Annotated in this window: 21 protein-coding genes; 14 read left to right on the top strand and 7 right to left on the bottom strand. The window is 72.0% G+C overall.

Going from position 1 to position 17,130, the window contains the following annotated elements:
• Position 1 precedes the first annotated feature (1 nt).
• The 6 genes from ACZ4E1_RS15620 to ACZ4E1_RS15645 form a co-directional block, all read right to left on the bottom strand.
• The gene (locus ACZ4E1_RS15620) at positions 2 to 1,423 is read right to left on the bottom strand and encodes a sensor histidine kinase (RefSeq protein WP_467539646.1); all 1,422 of its coding nucleotides are present in this window, start codon (positions 1,421 to 1,423) and stop codon (positions 2 to 4) included.
• Positions 1,420 to 2,151: a response regulator transcription factor gene (locus ACZ4E1_RS15625; protein ID WP_467539647.1), complete on the bottom strand. Its 732-nt coding sequence runs from the start codon at positions 2,149 to 2,151 to the stop codon at positions 1,420 to 1,422. Before ACZ4E1_RS15625 ends, ACZ4E1_RS15620 begins: the two co-directional genes overlap by 4 nt.
• A gap of 45 nt (positions 2,152 to 2,196) precedes the next feature.
• Positions 2,197 to 2,400, bottom strand: coding sequence for a hypothetical protein (locus tag ACZ4E1_RS15630; protein WP_467539648.1), 204 nt, complete (start codon positions 2,398 to 2,400; stop codon positions 2,197 to 2,199).
• 31 nt (positions 2,401 to 2,431) lie between these two features.
• Positions 2,432 to 3,439 carry a S1C family serine protease gene (locus ACZ4E1_RS15635; RefSeq protein ID WP_467539649.1) on the bottom strand — a complete coding sequence of 336 codons (1,008 nt, stop codon included), beginning with the start codon at positions 3,437 to 3,439 and terminating at the stop codon, positions 2,432 to 2,434.
• 110 nt (positions 3,440 to 3,549) lie between these two features.
• On the bottom strand, positions 3,550 to 4,572 hold the full coding sequence (locus ACZ4E1_RS15640; RefSeq protein WP_467539650.1) for a LacI family DNA-binding transcriptional regulator: 1,023 nt from the start codon (positions 4,570 to 4,572) through the stop codon (positions 3,550 to 3,552).
• 52 nt (positions 4,573 to 4,624) lie between these two features.
• Positions 4,625 to 5,389: a response regulator transcription factor gene (locus tag ACZ4E1_RS15645; protein WP_467539651.1), complete on the bottom strand. Its 765-nt coding sequence runs from the start codon at positions 5,387 to 5,389 to the stop codon at positions 4,625 to 4,627.
• A gap of 255 nt (positions 5,390 to 5,644) precedes the next feature.
• Between ACZ4E1_RS15645 and ACZ4E1_RS15650 the strand changes: the two genes are divergently transcribed.
• The 13 genes from ACZ4E1_RS15650 (at position 5,645) to ygfZ (ending at position 15,840) form a co-directional block, all read left to right on the top strand.
• The gene (locus ACZ4E1_RS15650) at positions 5,645 to 6,478 is read left to right on the top strand and encodes an alpha/beta hydrolase (protein WP_467539652.1); all 834 of its coding nucleotides are present in this window, start codon (positions 5,645 to 5,647) and stop codon (positions 6,476 to 6,478) included.
• A 54-nt stretch (positions 6,479 to 6,532) separates the two neighbouring features.
• On the top strand, positions 6,533 to 6,787 hold the full coding sequence (locus ACZ4E1_RS15655; protein ID WP_467539653.1) for a MoaD/ThiS family protein: 255 nt from the start codon (positions 6,533 to 6,535) through the stop codon (positions 6,785 to 6,787).
• Positions 6,788 to 6,792: 5 nt separating this feature from the next.
• A complete protein-coding gene (locus ACZ4E1_RS15660; RefSeq protein ID WP_467539654.1) occupies positions 6,793 to 7,989 on the top strand; it encodes a hypothetical protein in 1,197 nt (398 codons plus the stop codon).
• A gap of 177 nt (positions 7,990 to 8,166) precedes the next feature.
• A complete protein-coding gene (locus ACZ4E1_RS15665; protein ID WP_467539655.1) occupies positions 8,167 to 8,895 on the top strand; it encodes an LmeA family phospholipid-binding protein in 729 nt (242 codons plus the stop codon).
• Positions 8,896 to 9,345: 450 nt separating this feature from the next.
• Positions 9,346 to 10,191 (top strand): sulfurtransferase, encoded by an 846-nt coding sequence (locus tag ACZ4E1_RS15670; RefSeq protein WP_467539656.1) that lies wholly within the window; start codon positions 9,346 to 9,348, stop codon positions 10,189 to 10,191.
• 31 nt (positions 10,192 to 10,222) lie between these two features.
• Positions 10,223 to 10,510, top strand: a complete 288-nt coding sequence (locus ACZ4E1_RS15675) for a DUF1416 domain-containing protein (RefSeq protein WP_030784848.1) — start codon at positions 10,223 to 10,225, stop codon at positions 10,508 to 10,510.
• Between the two features lie 215 nt (positions 10,511 to 10,725).
• The gene (locus tag ACZ4E1_RS15680; protein WP_399130576.1) at positions 10,726 to 10,986 is read left to right on the top strand and encodes a DUF3099 domain-containing protein; all 261 of its coding nucleotides are present in this window, start codon (positions 10,726 to 10,728) and stop codon (positions 10,984 to 10,986) included.
• 140 nt (positions 10,987 to 11,126) lie between these two features.
• A complete protein-coding gene (locus ACZ4E1_RS15685; RefSeq protein ID WP_467539657.1) occupies positions 11,127 to 11,906 on the top strand; it encodes a hypothetical protein in 780 nt (259 codons plus the stop codon).
• Positions 11,903 to 12,685, top strand: a complete 783-nt coding sequence (locus ACZ4E1_RS15690; RefSeq protein WP_467539658.1) for a hypothetical protein — start codon at positions 11,903 to 11,905, stop codon at positions 12,683 to 12,685. Before ACZ4E1_RS15685 ends, ACZ4E1_RS15690 begins: the two co-directional genes overlap by 4 nt.
• On the top strand, positions 12,682 to 13,521 hold the full coding sequence (locus tag ACZ4E1_RS15695; RefSeq protein ID WP_467539659.1) for a hypothetical protein: 840 nt from the start codon (positions 12,682 to 12,684) through the stop codon (positions 13,519 to 13,521). Before ACZ4E1_RS15690 ends, ACZ4E1_RS15695 begins: the two co-directional genes overlap by 4 nt.
• Before the next feature lie 237 nt (positions 13,522 to 13,758).
• Positions 13,759 to 14,331: a heme-binding beta-barrel domain-containing protein gene (locus tag ACZ4E1_RS15700; protein WP_467539660.1), complete on the top strand. Its 573-nt coding sequence runs from the start codon at positions 13,759 to 13,761 to the stop codon at positions 14,329 to 14,331.
• Positions 14,332 to 14,372: 41 nt separating this feature from the next.
• Complete coding sequence (locus tag ACZ4E1_RS15705; protein ID WP_467539661.1) at positions 14,373 to 14,825, top strand: Fur family transcriptional regulator; 453 nt, start codon at positions 14,373 to 14,375, stop codon at positions 14,823 to 14,825.
• Positions 14,826 to 14,859: 34 nt separating this feature from the next.
• On the top strand, positions 14,860 to 15,840 hold the full coding sequence (gene ygfZ, locus ACZ4E1_RS15710; RefSeq protein ID WP_467539662.1) for a CAF17-like 4Fe-4S cluster assembly/insertion protein YgfZ: 981 nt from the start codon (positions 14,860 to 14,862) through the stop codon (positions 15,838 to 15,840).
• Between the two features lie 5 nt (positions 15,841 to 15,845).
• Here the strand turns inward: ygfZ and dtd are convergent, their stop codons facing one another.
• Positions 15,846 to 16,271 (bottom strand): D-aminoacyl-tRNA deacylase, encoded by a 426-nt coding sequence (gene dtd, locus ACZ4E1_RS15715; protein ID WP_467539663.1) that lies wholly within the window; start codon positions 16,269 to 16,271, stop codon positions 15,846 to 15,848.
• Between the two features lie 193 nt (positions 16,272 to 16,464).
• Here dtd and ACZ4E1_RS15720 point away from each other — a divergent pair, with 193 nt between their 5' ends.
• The gene (locus ACZ4E1_RS15720) at positions 16,465 to 17,031 is read left to right on the top strand and encodes an RsiG family protein (protein WP_467539664.1); all 567 of its coding nucleotides are present in this window, start codon (positions 16,465 to 16,467) and stop codon (positions 17,029 to 17,031) included.
• Positions 17,032 to 17,130: the final 99 nt, after the last annotated feature.

Here is a 17,130-nt window from a genome sequence, read left to right on the forward strand (position 1 = left end):
GCTACGGCAGTTCGGGCGGCGGCGTCGGCGCCCCCGGCAGCGTGACCGTGGCGATGGTGCCGCCGCCGTCCGCCGCCGCGAGCGTCACCTCGCCGCCGATCGCCTCCACCGTGCGCGCCACGATCGAGAGCCCGAGCCCCGAACCGGGCAGCGCCCGCGCCGTCGGCGAGCGCCAGAACCGGTCGAAGACGTACGGCAGTTCCTCGTCCGGGATGCCCGGACCGTGGTCGCGCACGGTGAGCGTCCCGCGCATCAGCCGGACCTCGACCGCGCCCCGCTCGGGGCTGAACTTCACGGCGTTGTCCAGCAGGTTGACGATCGCCCGCTCCAGCGCGGCCGGCTCCGCCCGTACGTACCAGGGCGCGAGCTCCGCGCTCACGGTGAGCTCGGGGCCGCGCAGCCGCGCCCGTTCGACGGCGCTGCGCACGGTGTCGTGCAGCGAGACGACCTTGAGCGGCGCGTCGTCGGCGCTCAGGCCGCCCCGGGACAGCTCCTGGAGGTCGCCGATGAGCGCGGCGAGTTCGGACATCTGCGCCTTGAGCGAGGCGAGGAGCGCCCTGCGGTCGTCGGGCGGGATGGCGCGGCCCGTCTCCTCGCTGCGGGTGAGCAGGTCGATGTTGGTGCGCAGGGAGGTCAGCGGGGTGCGCAGCTCGTGCCCGGCGTCCGCGATGAGCTGCTGCTGGAGCTCGCGGGACGCGGCGAGGGAGGCGGTCATGGAGTTGAAGGACGCGGACAGGCGGGCGATCTCGTCGTCGCCCTCGACGGGGATGCGGACGGTCAGGTCCTCGGTGCGGGCCACGTGCTCGACGGTGTCGGTCAGCTCGTCGACGGGCCGCAGCCCGGTGCGCGCGACCCACAGGCCGGCCGCGCCCGCGCCGAGCACACCGATGCCGCCGACGAGGAGCAGGATCCAGGCCAGCGAGGTGAGCGGCCGGTCGATCTCGCTCAGCGGCTGGGCGATGGAGACGGCGTACCGGTCCTGGAGCAGGCCCGCGGCGCCGGGCGGGGGCCGATACGTGTAGACGCGCTGGGCCTCGCCCTTCGTGTTGTCGGCCGTGTGGAGGGCGAAGTCCCGTTGACCCGTGGCGACCTGGACGTCACTGGCCTCGGCCGCGATGGGGGTCTGGCTCGGGCCCGTGCAGGTGCGGCCCGCCGCCGTCACCAGCTGCACCGTGTAGTTGCCGACCGGGCGCGGGGCCTGGGTGACATTGCCCAGACACGCGGCGGTCAAATCCGACACATAGGAGTCGTCGACCTTGGTCCCCTTCAGCGAGGAGTCCATCTGCGACTGGAGCTGGGCCCGCGTCATGAACCAGCAGGTGACCGCGACCGCCGCGACCGCCGCCGCCACCGCGCCCGCGACGAGCAGCGCGAGCCGCGACCGCAGGGGCAGCCCGCGCAGCCGGCGCAGCCACCCGCTCACTCGGCCCCGCCCGACCGCAGCACGTAGCCCACGCCCCGCACGGTGTGCACGAGCCGCGGCTCGCCGCCGGCCTCCGTCTTGCGGCGCAGGTACATCACGTACACGTCCAGGGAGTTGGAGGACGGTTCGAAGTCGAAGCCCCACACGGCCTTGAGGATCTGCTCGCGGGTCAGGACCTGGCGCGGGTGCGCCAGGAACATCTCCAGGAGCGTGAACTCGGTGCGGGTCAGCTCCACGGTCCGCGCGCCCCGGGTCACCTCGCGGGTCGCCGGGTCCATCCGCAGGTCGCCGAAGGACAGCACGTCGGAGTCGTCCCCGGCCCCGGCCGCCGCGTACCCGCTGCGCCGCAGCAGGGCCCGCACCCGCGCGAACAGCTCGTCGAGCTCGAACGGCTTGACCAGGTAGTCGTCGGCGCCCGCGTCGAGCCCGGTGACGCGGTCGCCGACCGTGTCGCGCGCGGTCAGCATCAGGATCGGGGTGGTGGAGCCGGTGGCGCGCAGCCGGCGGGCCGCGGTCAGCCCGTCCATGCGCGGCATCTGGATGTCGAGGACGACGAGGTCGGGCCGGTACGCGGCGGCCTTCTCCAGGGCGTCCGCGCCGTCCACGGCGACCTCGGTGGCGTAGCCCTCGAAGGCGAGGGAGCGCTGGAGCGCCTCCCGCACCGCGGGCTCGTCGTCCACGATGAGGATGCGGTGTCGGTCGTCACGGTCGCCGTCGGCGGGGCTCATGGGCTGCGTTTTCCTGTCGGTGGGAACGGGGCGTACGGACGGCCTTCAGCCTCGCACGGCCGCCCGCCGCTCGCGTGCGGCACGGCGCTCCGCCTTCGCTTGCGTCTTCGCCCGCGTCTTCGTCGTGGAGGGGACGAGTTCGGGGGCGCGGGCGGCCGGCCGGTGCAGGGCGGCGGCGACGGCGAGCGCGAGGCCGGTGTCCGCGGGGCCGTGGGCGGTCGCGGGGTGCGGGTGGACGGGGGAAGCCATGGGGTCCTCCTGCGGGGACGGGCCGCGGCGGTCAGCTGTCGGTGCCGCCCGCGCGCAGGGTGTCGAGGTCTGCCTTGAGGGTGTTGACGGGGATCGCGAAACCGAGGCCGACGCTGCCGGCGCTCGACGAGGAACCGGCGTCCTGGGCGCTGGAGTACATCGCCGAGTTGATGCCGATGATGTTGCCGTTCATGTCGATCAGCGCGCCGCCGGAGTTGCCCGGGTTGAGCGAGGCGTCGGTCTGGATCGCCTTGTACGTGGTGGTGGACGAGCCGGTGTCGCCGTTGAACTCCCGGCCGCCGAACTCGAAGGGCCAGTTGCCGCCCCCGCCGCCCTGCTGTTGCTGCTGCTGTCCCTCGTCGGTGGAGACGGTGACGTCGCGGTCGAGCGCGGAGACGATGCCGCTGGTGACGGTGCCGGTCAGGCCTTCGGGGGAGCCGATCGCGACGACCTGGTCGCCGACCTTCACGCCGGAGGAGTCGCCGAGCGTCGCGGCTTTGAGGCCGGAGGCGTTCTTCAGCTTGATCAGCGCGAGGTCCTTCTTGGCGTCGGTGCCGACGACCTCCGCCGTGTACGTCTTCCCGTCGCTGGTGCGCACCTTCACCGAGGAGGCCCCGGCGATGACGTGGTTGTTGGTGACGATCTCGCCGTCCCCCGTGAGGATGACGCCCGAGCCGGTCGAGGAGCCGGAGTTGAGCTCCGCGTTGACCTCGACGATCGACGGGCTGACCGCCTGCGCGACCCCGGCGACGGTGCCCCGCTGGCTGCTCGGCACGACGGTGGTGCTGGTGGAGCTGGAGGCGGCGGTGTCGCTGCCGGTCAGCTCCTGGAAGGCGTACGCGGTGCCGCCGCCGACGGCCGCCGCGGCGACGGCCACGGCCGCCAGCAGCCCGACCGGGCCGCGCAGCCGCTTCCGCCGCGGCGCTTCGGGGGCCGCCGCGTCCGGCGCGTGGGCCGGCGGGGGCGGGTAGGCGCCGTAGGAGGAGCCCTGGGGGTACTCGTGCTGGTACTCGCCGCTGGGGCGGAAGCTCTCGGTCATGTCACTCAGCGTGCGACGCCGACATGAGAGCTGTCTGAGTGCTCCCTGAGAGTCCCGGCAGAAGCCTGTTTGCCCGATATAAAGACGGGTCGGGACTCAGGAGCGCGCGGCTACTCGCAGCCGCAGGACTGCCGCACGACCAGCCGGGACGGGAACAGCTTCAGCCGCTCGCGCCGCGACCCCGCGACCCGCAGCGAGTCGTCGAGCACCAGGTCGACGGCGGCCCGCGCCATCGCCGAGCGGTCCGAGGCGACCGTGGTCAGCGGTGGATCGGTGAGCCCCGCCTCCTTCACGTCGTCGAACCCGGCGACGGCCAGCTCGCCCGGCACCTCGATGCGCAGCTCGCGCGCGGCCCGCAGCACGCCGATGGCCTGGTCGTCGGTGGAGCAGAAGATCGCCGGCGGCCGGTCCGGGCCGGCGAGCAGTTCGAGCGCCACCTGGTACGCGTCGTAGCGGTTGTACGGGGCCTCGAAGAGCCGCCCCTCGGTCGACAGGCCGGCCTCGCTCATCGCGCGCCGCCAGCCCTCGACGTGGTCGGAGACGGGGTCGCCCACGGACGGGGTCTCGGCGGTGCCGCCGAGGCAGGCCACGTACGGGTAGCCGTGCTCCAGGAGATGGCGGGTGGCGAGCTGGGCGCCGCCCAGGTCGTCGGTGACGACGGCGACGTCGTCGATCGCCTCGGGCCGCTCGTGCAGCAGCACGACGCGGGCGTCCCAGGCCTCGATCTCGGTGGCCGCCAGATCGTTGAGACCGTGGCTGACGAGGATCAGGCCGGAGACCCGCATGCCGAGGAAGGCCCGCAGATAGTGCACCTCACGGTCGGCCACGTAGTCGGAGTTGCCGACCAGGACCATCTTTCCGCGCTCGGACGCGGCCTGTTCCACCGCGTGCGCCATCTCCGCGAAGAACGGCTGGCGCGAGTCCGGCACGATCATGCCTATGAGGTCGGTGCGCCGCGAGGCCATGGCCTGGGCGACCCGGTCGGGCCGGTACCCCAGCTCCTTGATCGCGGCGAGCACCCGCTCGCGCGTGGCCGGGGCGACCGGCCGGGGTCCGTTGTTGATCACGTAGGACACGACGGCGGTCGAAGTACCCGCCAGTCGCGCAACGTCGTCCCGAGTCACCTTGGCCACGCGCGGAGTCTACGCGGATGGAACCTCTCCTGGGCAGGGCGTAAGCCCCAACCTAGGAGTCGGCCCGGACCGGCTCGCCCTTCGGCTCCGCCGGCTGCTCGCTCTTCGGGTCGCTCTTCTTGGCCGACTTCTCGGCCTTGTCGGGCTTCTCCGGGGTGACGAAGCGGTAGCCCACGTTCCGTACGGTGCCGATGAGCGACTCGTGCTCGGGGCCCAGCTTGGCCCGCAGCCGCCGTACGTGCACGTCCACGGTGCGGGTGCCGCCGAAGTAGTCGTAGCCCCAGACCTCCTGGAGCAGCTGGGCGCGGGTGAAGACCCGGCCCGGGTGCTGCGCGAGGTACTTCAGGAGCTCGAACTCCTTGAAGGTGAGATCGAGGATCCGCCCCTTGAGCTTCGCGCTGTAGGTGGCCTCGTCCACCGACAGGTCGCCGTTGCGGATCTCCATGGGGGAGTCGTCGGCGACGATCTGCTGGCGGCCCATCGCGAGCCGCAGCCGCGCCTCCACCTCGGCGGGACCCGCGGTGTCGAGCAGGACGTCGTCGATGCCCCAGTCGGCGGTGACGGCGGCGAGGCCGCCCTCGGTCACCACGAGCACCAGCGGACAGCCGGGTCCGGTGGAGCGCAGGAGCTGGCACAGGCTGCGGACCTGTGGCAGGTCACGGCGCCCGTCGATGAGGATCACGTCGGCGCCGGGGGTGTCGACGAGGGCCGGGCCCTCCGCCGGAGCCACCCGCACGTTGTGCAGGAGCAGGCCGAGGGCGGGGAGCACCTCCGTCGACGGCTGAAGGGCATTGGTGAGGAGCAGCAGAGAGCTCATCGCGCTCCACCCGCCCGGGTCGTCCTGTCTTCGTGCACGGTTCGCTCGCCCATAACGTCTGGTTCCTCCTCGGTCCCTGCGAGGACGTTTGCGGCACTGCTTCGTACTGCGTGTACTTGCGTACTCGGTCGGGCCCGCGCCCCGGGCCCGTGCGCGTCCGGTGTGATGAGCGTCGTTCGTATACAACGCTCCAGAACGCACAAAAGGACTCGGGGGCTGCATTGCCCGAGTCCTCTGTCCAGCAGAATAGCCCACATGAATCGGCGTCCGGCAGGTGACGAAGACGGATCTTCTGTGCGTCCGGTCACTGAACCGTCACGTCGCGCCATGCTGCGGACACAGGACGCGGTCGCGATCGACGCCGCCTACGCGCCCGGCCCGGCGCCCGGCACCGACCTCGCGATCGTGCTCGCGCACGGTTTCACCGGCGATCTGGAGCGACCCCACGTGCGGCGCGCCGCGGCAGTGTTCGCCCAGCGTGCGGCCGTGATCACGTTCTCCTTCCGGGGGCACGGGCGGTCCGGCGGGCGGTCCACGGTCGGCGACCGCGAGGTGCTCGATCTGGCGGCGGCCGTGGCGTGGGCGCGTTCACTCGGGCACACGCGCGTGGTGACGGTCGGCTTCTCGATGGGCGGCTCCGTGGTGCTGCGGCACGCGGCGATGTACCGGGGGCGCACGGAGGCACACACCGACGGAGTGGTCGCGGTGAGCGCCCCGGCCCGCTGGTTCTACCGGGGCACCGCCCCGATGCGCCGCGTCCACTGGGCGGTCACCCGTCCCGCGGGCCGGATGGTGAGCCGCCTCGGACTGCGCACCCGGATCCACCCCCGCGACTGGGACCCGGTGCCGCTCTCGCCGGTCGAGGCCGTGCCGCTGCTGGCGCCGACGCCGCTGCTCGTCGTGCACGGCGACAGCGATCCGTACTTCCCCGTCGACCACCCGCGGATGCTGGTCGAGGCGTCCGGCGGGAGCGCCGAGCTGTGGCTGGAGCCCGGCATGGGGCACGCCGAGCACGCGGCGAGCGACGCGCTGCTCGCCCGGATCGGTGACTGGGCGGCGAAGGCCGGTGCCGGGGGTGCCGCAGAATAGGACGCCGACCGCATCGCAGGACACATCGCAGGACACACGAAGGGAGCCGTCTCCATGGCACAGGGCACGATCCGCTACTGGGCGGCGGCCAAGTCGGCCGCCGGAGTCGCGGAGGAACCGTACGACGCCGACACCCTGGCCGACGCGCTCGCCGGGGCCCGCACGCGACACCCCGGGGACCTGGTCCGTGTCCTGCAGCGTTCCTCGTTCCTGATCGACGGGAACCCCGTCGGCACCCGGGACCATGAGACGGTACGGCTGGCCGAGGGCGGCACGGTCGAGGTGCTCCCGCCGTTCGCAGGAGGGTGACCCCGATGAGCAACAACCAGCACGACCCGTACGGACAGCAGGCCTACGGGCAGCAGTACGCGCCGCAGCCCGAGCCCGCCGACGCCACCCAGCAGTGGCAGGGCCAGACCTGGGACACCCAGGTGCAGCCCGCGCAGCAGCCGTACCTGCCGCCGCAGCAGTACGACGCCGGGCAGCAGCAGTACGCGCAGGCCCAGCAGCCGCAGTACCAGGAGCCGCAGTATCAGGAGCAGCCGCAGCAGCAGGCGTACGCGCAGCAGCAGTCGTACGGGCAGCCGCAGCCTCAGCCTCAGCCGTACGCGCAGCCTCAGCCGGACCCCATGACGGAGGTCCTGCCGCCGGTCCGCGCGCAGGCCCAGCCGCAGCCGCAGGCCGAACCCGCGCCCGCGCAGTCCGCCCCCGGCGAGCCCGCCTACGGCCGCGCCACCGTCACCGGCAACACCCGCGTCACCGACGCCCAGCGCGCCCGCGCCGAGGGCCGCTCGCCGGTCATCGAGCCCGGCATGCAGCCCGCCGGACTCACCGCCGCGCTCGGCCTGCTGCTCGCGGGCGGCGCCGCCGTCGGCCCGTACGCGCTGCTCGTGCCGCTCCTGATCCTCCAGGCCGTCACGGCCGCCGGCTGGTTCCGGCTGAACGGCATGTGGCCCGCCCGGCAGGGCATCGCCCTCGCCTTCCTCGGCGGCGTCGTCGCCGACATCGCGCTCCTCGCGGCAGGACGGGAGCACGGGCCGGCCGCCATCCTCGGCACCCTCGGCGTCTGGGTCCTGCTCACCCTCGTCCTCCAGCTCCGCTCGCACGCCGACCCGGACGAGCGGATGTACGGCCTGATGGCGACCGTCGTCTCGGCGGCCCTCGCGATCGTCGCCGCCGGCCACCTCGCGGCCCTCCCGGACGCGGTGACGGTCGGCGGGATCGCCGTCGCGGCGACCGTCGTGGCCCGCGCCCTGCCGCTGCCCACGCCCGCCTCCGTCGTCGTCGCCCTGGTGGCCGCGGCCGCGGGCGGTCTCGCGGCGGGTGCCCTCACCGGCTTCGGCACGGGCGGCGCGCTGCTCGGCCTCGGCGCCGGGGTCTGCGCCCTGATCGGCCACCGGGTCGCCTCGTACGACTACCCGTCGAAGTTCGTGCACATGACGGCGGGCGTCGCGCTCCCGCTGGCCGCGGCCGCCCCGGCCGTCTACCTGCTGGGCCGCGCCCTGGGCTGATCGCGCCGACTCCCGCGCACCACGGCGGCGGGCTCTGATCGACAAGTTGGGAACAAGTCGGCCGGAGCCCGCCGTCTTCTCATTACCGGCACGTACGCTCGCGGCAGGAACCACTTCCGGCGCGGGGGACACCGAAGGCAGCCGGGGGACGCCAGACCATGGGGGAGCTTCCGGGCCATGCGCGCACTGCGAATACTGCTGATCATCGTCGTCATCCTCGGCGGCCTCTTCGTGATCGCCGACCGGGTGGCGGTGAACCTGGCCGAGGACGAGGCGGCCGACAAGGTGCGCACGAGCGAGGGCCTGGCGAGCACGCCGACCGTGTCCATCAAGGGCTTCCCGTTCCTCACCCAGATCGCCGGCAGCTCCCTCGACGACGTCGAGATCGGCATCAAGGACTACGAGGCCAAGAGCGGCAGCGGCACCATCCGCATCGCGGACCTGAACGCCGAGATGCACGGCGTGACCTTCGACAGCGGCTACAGCTCGGCGACCGCCGACTCCGCCACGGGCACCGCCCGCGTCTCCTACGACGAGCTGCTCAAGGCCGTGAGCAAGCAGGACCCGGCGCCCGTCGCGCCCGGCATCACGGCGAAGATCGACGGCCTGTCCTACGGGGGCGGCGACCAGATCAAGGTCCTGCTCGCGGTGAAGACCCCGCTCGGCACGCTGCACCCGACCGTCATGAGCGCCGTGCAGGTCAAGGGCGGCAAGGTCTCGGCCCGCGCGGACAGTCTGCCGAAGGTCGGCGCGTTCGACATGGCCGAGGGGCGGGTGCGGGCCGTGACCGACTTCCAGCAGGCGATCGACGACCTGCCGGCGGGCGTCAAGCTCGACAAGGTCGAGGCGGTCAAGGACGGCGTCGAGATCACCGTGAAGGGCTCGGACCTGAAGCTCATCGGATAGCGCGTCGGATGGTGCGTCGGACAGTGCATCGGATAGCCGTTCGAACGGGGAGGAAATGGGCGCCCGTCCGCGATGCGAGACGGCGCCGTCCGCACAGTAGAAGAGCAGGGAAGACTCTCCGCCCCGGAGGTCCGCGCGAGCGGCTCCGGGGCGTTCTGTATCCCAGATAGTGGATGATCCCGTCTCATAATCCGACACACCGGTGACAGGCGGCCCTGAGCGTCCTTACGATCGGACGCATGATGCAACAGGCGGAATTCACGAAGCGGCGGGCAGTGGACCTCTGCCGCGTCGCCGCCATGCTCTGTCGCACCGTCTGAGCGGGCCGTGCGGCGACGCCGCCGATTCCCCGCTTTCCCCCCTGACCCCTCGAGACGACTCGGGGTCACCCGTGCACCCCCGCACACCCTGGTTTCACCTGCCCCCGCAACTGCCCCGGAGGAATTCAGCATGAGCCGCAGCGACGTCCTGGTAGACGCCGACTGGGTCGAGGCGAACCTCGACAACGCGAACGTGGCGATCGTCGAGGTCGACGAGGACACGTCGGCGTACGACAAGAACCACATCAAGAACGCGATCCGCATCGACTGGACCGACGACCTCCAGGACCCGGTCCGCCGCGACTTCATCGACCAGGCCGGCTTCGAGGCGCTGCTGTCGAAGAAGGGCATCGCCAACGACACGACCGTCGTCCTCTACGGCGGCAACAACAACTGGTTCGCCTCCTACGCCTACTGGTACTTCAAGCTCTACGGTCACCAGGACGTGAAGCTCCTCGACGGCGGCCGCAAGAAGTGGGAGCTCGACTCCCGCGACCTGGTCGACGGCTCCGAGGTCCCCAACCGCCCGGCCACCCAGTACAAGGCCAAGGCCCAGGACACCTCGATCCGCGCCTTCCGCGACGACGTCGTGAACGCGATCGGCAACCAGAACCTGGTCGACGTCCGCTCGCCCGACGAGTTCTCCGGCAAGCTGCTCGCCCCGGCCCACCTCCCGCAGGAGCAGTCGCAGCGTCCGGGCCACGTCCCGTCCGCCCGCAACATCCCGTGGTCGAAGAACGCCAACGACGACGGCACGTTCAAGTCGGACGACGAGCTCAAGGAGCTCTACGCCGCCGAGCAGGTCGACCTGGCGAAGGACTCCATCGCCTACTGCCGCATCGGTGAGCGCTCGGCCCTGACCTGGTTCGTGCTGCACGAGCTGCTCGGCGTCGAGAACGTCAAGAACTACGACGGTTCGTGGACCGAGTACGGCTCCCTCGTCGGCGTGCCGATCGAGCTCGGCGCCAACAAGTAACCAACGGCCTTTACCTCTCAAGGAGTTCAGTATGTGTGGAGCGAAGGCCGGCGGCCCCGACGCCTCGACGATCAAGCCCGGTGAGACCACCATCCAGGGCCAGGTGACCCGCGACGGCGAGCCGGTGACGGGCTACGTCCGTCTCCTCGACTCGACCGGCGAGTTCACCGCGGAGGTCCCCACCTCCGCCACGGGCCAGTTCCGCTTCTACGCGGCCGAGGGCACCTGGACCGTCCGTGCCCTGATCCCCGGTGGCACGGCCGACCGCACGGTCGTCGCGCAGACCGGCGGTCTCGCGGAGGTCGCGATCGCCGTCTGAGCGATCACCTGACGGCCGGAGGGCCGCACCCCAGGGGGTTGGACGCCACTGGTACGGGGTGCGGCCCTCCGGCGTGCCCGCGCCCACTCTTTCTGCGGCTCTCGCACTGCTTCGCAGGCTTCGGGCCGCTGCGTCGGACTCCCGTCCGCCGGCCTGGGGTGAGGTGGCGTCCTTGTGGGCTGGGCCCGGGCCCCCGCACGATCTACGCTGGAGACATGCTCGCGCGGCGTAAGCACATCTACTTCGCCATGATGGGCGTCTGCATCGCGCTCTTCGTCCTGGCCTGGAGTGTCGTGCGGCTCTGGTCGGTGCCGGCCGCCGTCGCCATGTGCGTGGTCGCCATGGTCATCCCGCCCTTCGCCGCCATGGTCGCCAACCGGCGCGGCCCCGACGACCGCTGGTGGGACGACCCGTCCGGCGACCAGAAGTCCGACGAGTGGTGGGACGAACTGGACGGCAAGAAGCGCCGCCCCTGAACCGCCCCCCGAACCTCCCCGCTGAGCTGCTGGAACGTGGCTGTTTCGTGATCGACTGACGGGCAACCCCGAGGAGTCGTCGCGGGTCTCCTGTGCGCGCGGATACGGAATCCGCGCCTCGAGTTCCGTGGGGGGACCCGTTGGAAGACGTACTCGCACCATCGGCCGAGCCCGGGGCGCCACCCGGTGAGCCGGCCGCCGAGAAGAAGCCGGGCCGCCGTGCCCGCCGCACCGTCGCCCTGATCGCCTGCGCAGCCGTACTGGGCGTCGTCGCCGGCGTCTGCACCGGCTACGCCGTCCAGGCGGAGCGCGACCCCGACCCGCTGCCGCCGCTCGCCCAGCCGCGGATCACCCAGGCCGAGGGCGGCAAGGCGCCCGAGCCGCTGTCCGTGTCCGCCGACCACCGGGTCCGTACCGACGGCGACCTGCGGCGGCTGCTCGTGCCCCGCCCCGCCGGGACCCGGAAGTCGGACGCACAGCAGGGCTGGGTCGACCAGCACGACTTCGCCGAGTACTTCTTCAAGAAGCCGGGGCCGATGTTCGGCGAGCTGTCCGACGAGGGCTTCCGCCGGGCCGCCGTCACCGTCTGGGAGAAGGGCAACGCCTCGACCTCGGTCCAGCTCGTCCAGTTCCGCGACGCCGAGAAGCGCGGCTCCCTCTCCTTCCTGGGCGGCCAGCTCGCCTACATGCCGGGCGGCCAATGGGCGGGCAACACGGGCGAGCCGATCCCGCACAGCTCCAACGGGCGCGCCTTCGTCTCCGACCACCCGAAGAGCGAGCCCGGCTACCTGCCGATGTACTCGGCCCGGGCGCTCGCCGTCCGCGGCGACATCGCCATGGACATCCAGATCTACGACACCAGGCCCCTCCGCATGAAGACGATCATGGACCTGGCCGAGCGGCAGTTGGAGCGCCTGTGAGTGACGAGATGCCGCAGGAGCCCGAGATGCCGCAGGGACCGGAGACCCAGGACCGGCCCGCGCCGCGCCGCCGCCGGTGGATCACGGTCCTGGTCGCCGGTGTCGTGCTGCTCGCCGTCGCGGGCGGTGTCGGCTTCACCGTGGTCACCGTGCGGGACGCCGACCGCACCGCCCGCACCACCGTGTGGGGCGACGCGACGGAACCGAAGCAGCGGGCCGGCCGCCACCCCAGCAGTGACCTGCGCGAACGCCTTCTGCCCGTCCCCGACGGATACGTACCGGGGCCGGACATCGACGAGTTCGGCAACGACCACGTGATCACCGGCCAGGACGCGGTCGACCGCTTCAAGGCCGGCTCCGACGACCTCCCGGCCCGCCAGCGCGAAGAGCGCCGAAAGGCCGTCGACAAGCTGCGGCTCAAGGGCCTCGCGCTGCGCAGCTACGCCTCCGAGGACGACGACCTCGTCATCGAGACCCGGCTCGCCGAGATCGGGAACCGGCAGGTCGGCCGGGGCCTGAAGGACTTCCAGTCCGAGTTCCTGCGCGCCCTCGGCGTCTTCAAGAAGGGCCCGAAGATCAAGGGCCACCGCAACGCGGACTGCTTCCTCGCACCCCGCGACGGCAAGGACGGCCTCGACCTGCTGACCTGCAGCGCGTACGAGGACGACCTGCTGGTCTCCGTCACCGCGTACGGCCCCAAGTCCCTCGACACCAAGGCCGTGGCCGACCTCCTCGCCCGGCAGCTCGACCACATCTCCTCCCGGGGGGAACTCGTATGACCCACCTCACCGAGACCCCTTCGGTGCCCGCCGAGAACTCCGAGGCGCCCGCCCCCGAGCACTCCGAGGCGCCCGCCCCGAAGAAGGACCGCCGGGTCCTGCGCGCCGTCCTGCGCTGGATCGCCGCCGCGCTCGTCCTCGCCGCCGCCGGAGCCGCCGGCGCGTACGGGGTCATCGCGAGCGACCGGGGTGACCTGCCCGGACTCGCCACCGAGAGCGACGGCCGCTGGGAGTACCCGCGGATCGAGCGGCCCCCGCTCCCGAAGGGCGACCCCGCACCGTTCGCCGAGGAGAACCTCCGCGAGGAGCACTTCGCCGACCTGCGCGCCCTCGTCCTGCCCGCCCCGAAGGGCGCCACCGCCGACCGGAAGCTCACCGGCCATGACGGCTGGCTCGGCACCGACGGATACCTCGCGGAGTACGACAAGGAACACCGCCGCGAGCTCGCCGAGAACCTGAAGGACGGCGGCCTGCGCCATGTCGCCGCCCGCGGCTGGACCATGCCCGACGGCACCCGCACCCGGGTCTACCTGCTGCGTTTCAACACGGGCGCCTTCGCCCGCGACTACCGCAGGAACCTCACGAGCAGCGGGGCGCTCCCGGCCGGCGTGGAGCGCCTCGCCCCGGACCACGAGCTCAGGAACAGCACCACCGCCGTCCGTTTCACCTATCTGCGGGTCTTCGGCGAGCAGCGCCCCTACGGAAAGGAGCGCGTCCGCTTCGCCTACATCGACGCCGGTGACGTGATGGCCCTGGTCGTGCAGTCGGACGACGGGCACACCCCGGCCGTGCCCTTCCACCAGACGGTCGCGCTGCAGAACCAACTGCTCGGCTGACGGCGCAGCCGACCTCGCCGAGAGAGTCGGACCCCGCACGGATAGAGTGGGGTCCGGCTCTGTCCGCTTACGTTCGCTAGTCCGCTAGTGCCGCTCACCGAGGAGCACCCGTGCTTGAGGCCTTCTTCTCCGCTCTGCTCGTCCTGGTCTGCGTGGGCGTCCTCGCCTTCGCCGGTCTGACCGTGAAGAAGCTGTACCAGGGCCAGCGCTGACCCCCTTCGAGGAAAGCCCCAGATCATGATCGAGATCCCGTCCGACCTGAACCCCGAGCTCGTTCCGCTCGCCTTCCTCCTGGGCAACTGGGCGGGAGCCGGTGTGACCGACTTCCCCGGCGCCGAGAAGGCCAATTTCGGCCAGGAGGTCAGTTTCACCCACGACGGGCGAGACTTCCTCGAGTACCACTCGCGCACCTGGATCCTCGACCAGGACGGCAACAAGGTGAAGCCGCTCGAGACCGAGTCCGGCTTCTGGCGGATCGACAAGGACCGCAAGGTCGAGGTCGTGATGGTCCGCGACGACGGCGTCGTCGAGGTCTGGTACGGCGAGCTGGCCGACAAGAAGCCGCAGATCGACCTGGTCACGGACGCGGTGGCCCGCACGGCGGCCTCCGGCCCGTACAGCGGCGGCAAGCGTCTGTACGGCTACGTGAAGAGCGACCTGATGTGGGTCGGCGAGAAGGCGACCCCCGAGGTCCCGCTGCGCCCCTACATGTCGGCCCAGCTCAAGAAGGTCGTCTCGCCGGAGGAGGTCGCCGAGATGGCGCGCAACCTCCCGGACATGCCCGACGACGGCATCGCCTTCTTCAAGTAGGACCTCCAGGTCCCGCACGGTCAGGTCTTACACTCGGCGGTGTGGTGAGCACCGACTGGAAGAGCGACCTGAGGCAGCGCGGCTACCGGCTGACGCCGCAGCGTCAGCTTGTCCTCGAAGCCGTCGACACCCTGGAGCACGCGACCCCCGACGACATCCTGTGCGAAGTGCGCAGGACGGCGTCGGGGATCAACATCTCGACGGTCTACCGGACCCTGGAGCTCCTGGAGGAGCTCGGCCTGGTCAGCCACGCCCACCTCGGGCACGGCGCCCCGACCTATCACCTGGCCGACCGCCACCACCACATCCACCTCGTGTGCCGCGACTGTACGAACGTGATCGAGGTCGACGTCGACGCGGCCCAGGACTTCACCGCGAAGCTGCGCGCCGAGCACGGCTTCGACACCGACCTGAAGCACTTCGCGATCTTCGGCCGCTGCCGCGACTGCGCGGCCCGCGCCGTCGCCCAGGATCCGGGGGACCCGCAGGAATAAGCGGGTCCGGGCCGTCGTCGTAGTCTGTGTGACCATGCAGCGACATTCCACGAGCAGCCCCCTGCTGACCCTGCCCGGCGCCGTTCCCGGCGAGGGCCGGGACGAAGGCGTCGCCGCGCACTACGGCGACCTGTTCCGCGAGCAGCGGGCCCTCGCCGACGGCCGGGGCGTCGTCGACCTCTCCCACCGCGGGGTCCTCACGGTGACCGGCGAGGACCGGCTGAGCTGGCTGCACCTGCTGATCACCCAGCACGTCAGCGACCTGCCCCCGGGCCAGGCCACCGAGGCCCTGATCCTGTCCGCGAACGGGCACATCGAGCACGCCCTCTACCTCGTCGACGACGGCACGACGACCTGGGCGCACATCGAGCCCGGCACGCGGGAGGAGCTCCTCGCGTACCTGGAGTCGATGAAGTTCTTCTACCGGGTCGAGGTCGCCGACCGCACCGACGAGTTCGCCGTCGTCCACCTGCCCGCCGGCTCCATCGCCCCGGTGCCGGACGGCGTGGCCGTGCGCGAGACGGCGTACGGCCGCGACCTGTTCCTGCCGCGCGCCGACCTGGAGTCGTACGCGTCGGACAACGGTCCGGCGGTGGGCCTGCTCGCCTACGAGGCGCTGCGCGTCGAGCAGCACCGGCCGCGCGTCGGCCTGGAGACCGACCACCGCACCATCCCGCACGAGCTGGGCTGGATCGGTTCGGCCGTCCACCTCCAGAAGGGCTGCTACCGGGGCCAGGAGACCGTCGCCCGCGTCCAGAACCTGGGCAAGCCGCCGCGGCGTCTCGTCTTCCTGCACCTCGACGGCAGCGACGTGCACCTGCCGCCGCACGGCGCCGAGGTGCGGCTCGCGGCGGACGGCCCCGAGGGCCGCAAGATCGGCTTCGTCACCACCTCGGCCCGCCACCACGAGCTGGGCCCGATCGCCCTCGCCCTGGTGAAGCGGAACGTGCCGGTGGACGCGCCGCTCCTCGCCGAGACGACGGCCGCCGCCCAGGAAGTCGTCGTCGAGCCGTAGCCGCGCTACATCTCCAGCAGGACGGTGAACGGGCCGTCGTTCGTCAGCGACACCCGCATCTGTGCCCCGAACCGGCCCGTCGCCACCGTCGCGCCCAGCGCCCGCAGCTGCGCCACGACCTCGTCGACCAGCGGCTCGGCGACCGGGCCGGGCGCCGCCGCGTTCCAGGTGGGCCGGCGGCCCTTGCGGGCGTCCCCGTAGAGCGTGAACTGGCTGATCACCAGCAGCGGCGCGTCGATGTCGCTGCACGACTTCTCGTCGCCGAGCATCCGGATCGACCAGAGTTTGTGGGCCAGTTGGGCCGCCTTCTCCTTCGTGTCCTCGTGCGTGACCCCGACGAGGACGCACAGGCCCTCGCCCTTGATCTCGCCGACCGTCTCGCCTTCCACGACGACGCTCGCGCCGTCCACCCTCTGCACCACTGCACGCATACGGTCATCATGCCGTGCCGCGTCTACCCGTTCGGACGCCCTCCCGAACCCCCCATCCGGGGCGGATATGGGGCAACGCGCGCGAAGCGGCCACCCGGAGTGGCACGATGCTTCCACGTGGTGCGCCAGGGGCGCACGGCGTCGGTCCGGTCGAGGGGACGGTACACAGCCCATGGATACGCACGCGCATCCCATGAACCACACGCCGAGCACGGGGCTGCCCGGCCTGCCCCGCACGCCGGTGCAGCGCGTCGACAGCCCCGCGCTGCCCGCCGCCCCCGCACCCGACCTGCCCGCGCTGAGCCTCCCCGAGCTGCGGGCGGTGCGGCGCGACTCCCAGCGGGACGAGGCCGATCTGTCGTACGTACGGCGGCTGCTCCAGGGCCGGATCGACATTCTGCGGGCCGAGCTGGCCCGGCGCCGCGACCCGGAGTCCCCGGTCGTGGACCGGCTCTCCGAGATCCTGCGGGACCAGCCGACGGGGCAGCGCTCCTCGGCCCGGCACGTCACGCTGGGCACGCCGCACAGCGAGGAGTTCCGGTCCCTGGCCGAGGGGATGCTCGCGGAGGTCGAGCTGTCGGATCTCGGGGCGCGGACGGATGCGGAGCTGGATGCGGGGATGGGGCGGCTCGTCCGGTTCGAGCAGCAGGTGTCGCGGCGCCGGCAGGTCCTGCAGCGGGTCGCCGACGACTGCAGCGGTGAGATTGCGCGCCGCTACCGGGAGGGTGAGGCGCGGGTCTCCGATCTCCTCGGGGGCTGAGCGGCCTCGTCGCGGGCTGCGGGCCGGTGGGGCTTCTCGCGCAGTTCCCCGCGCCCCTGATGAGGCTGCGCCTCATCGGGGAAATGCGACGCGAAGCGT

Source organism: Streptomyces sp. NPDC025806, assembly GCF_055558275.1.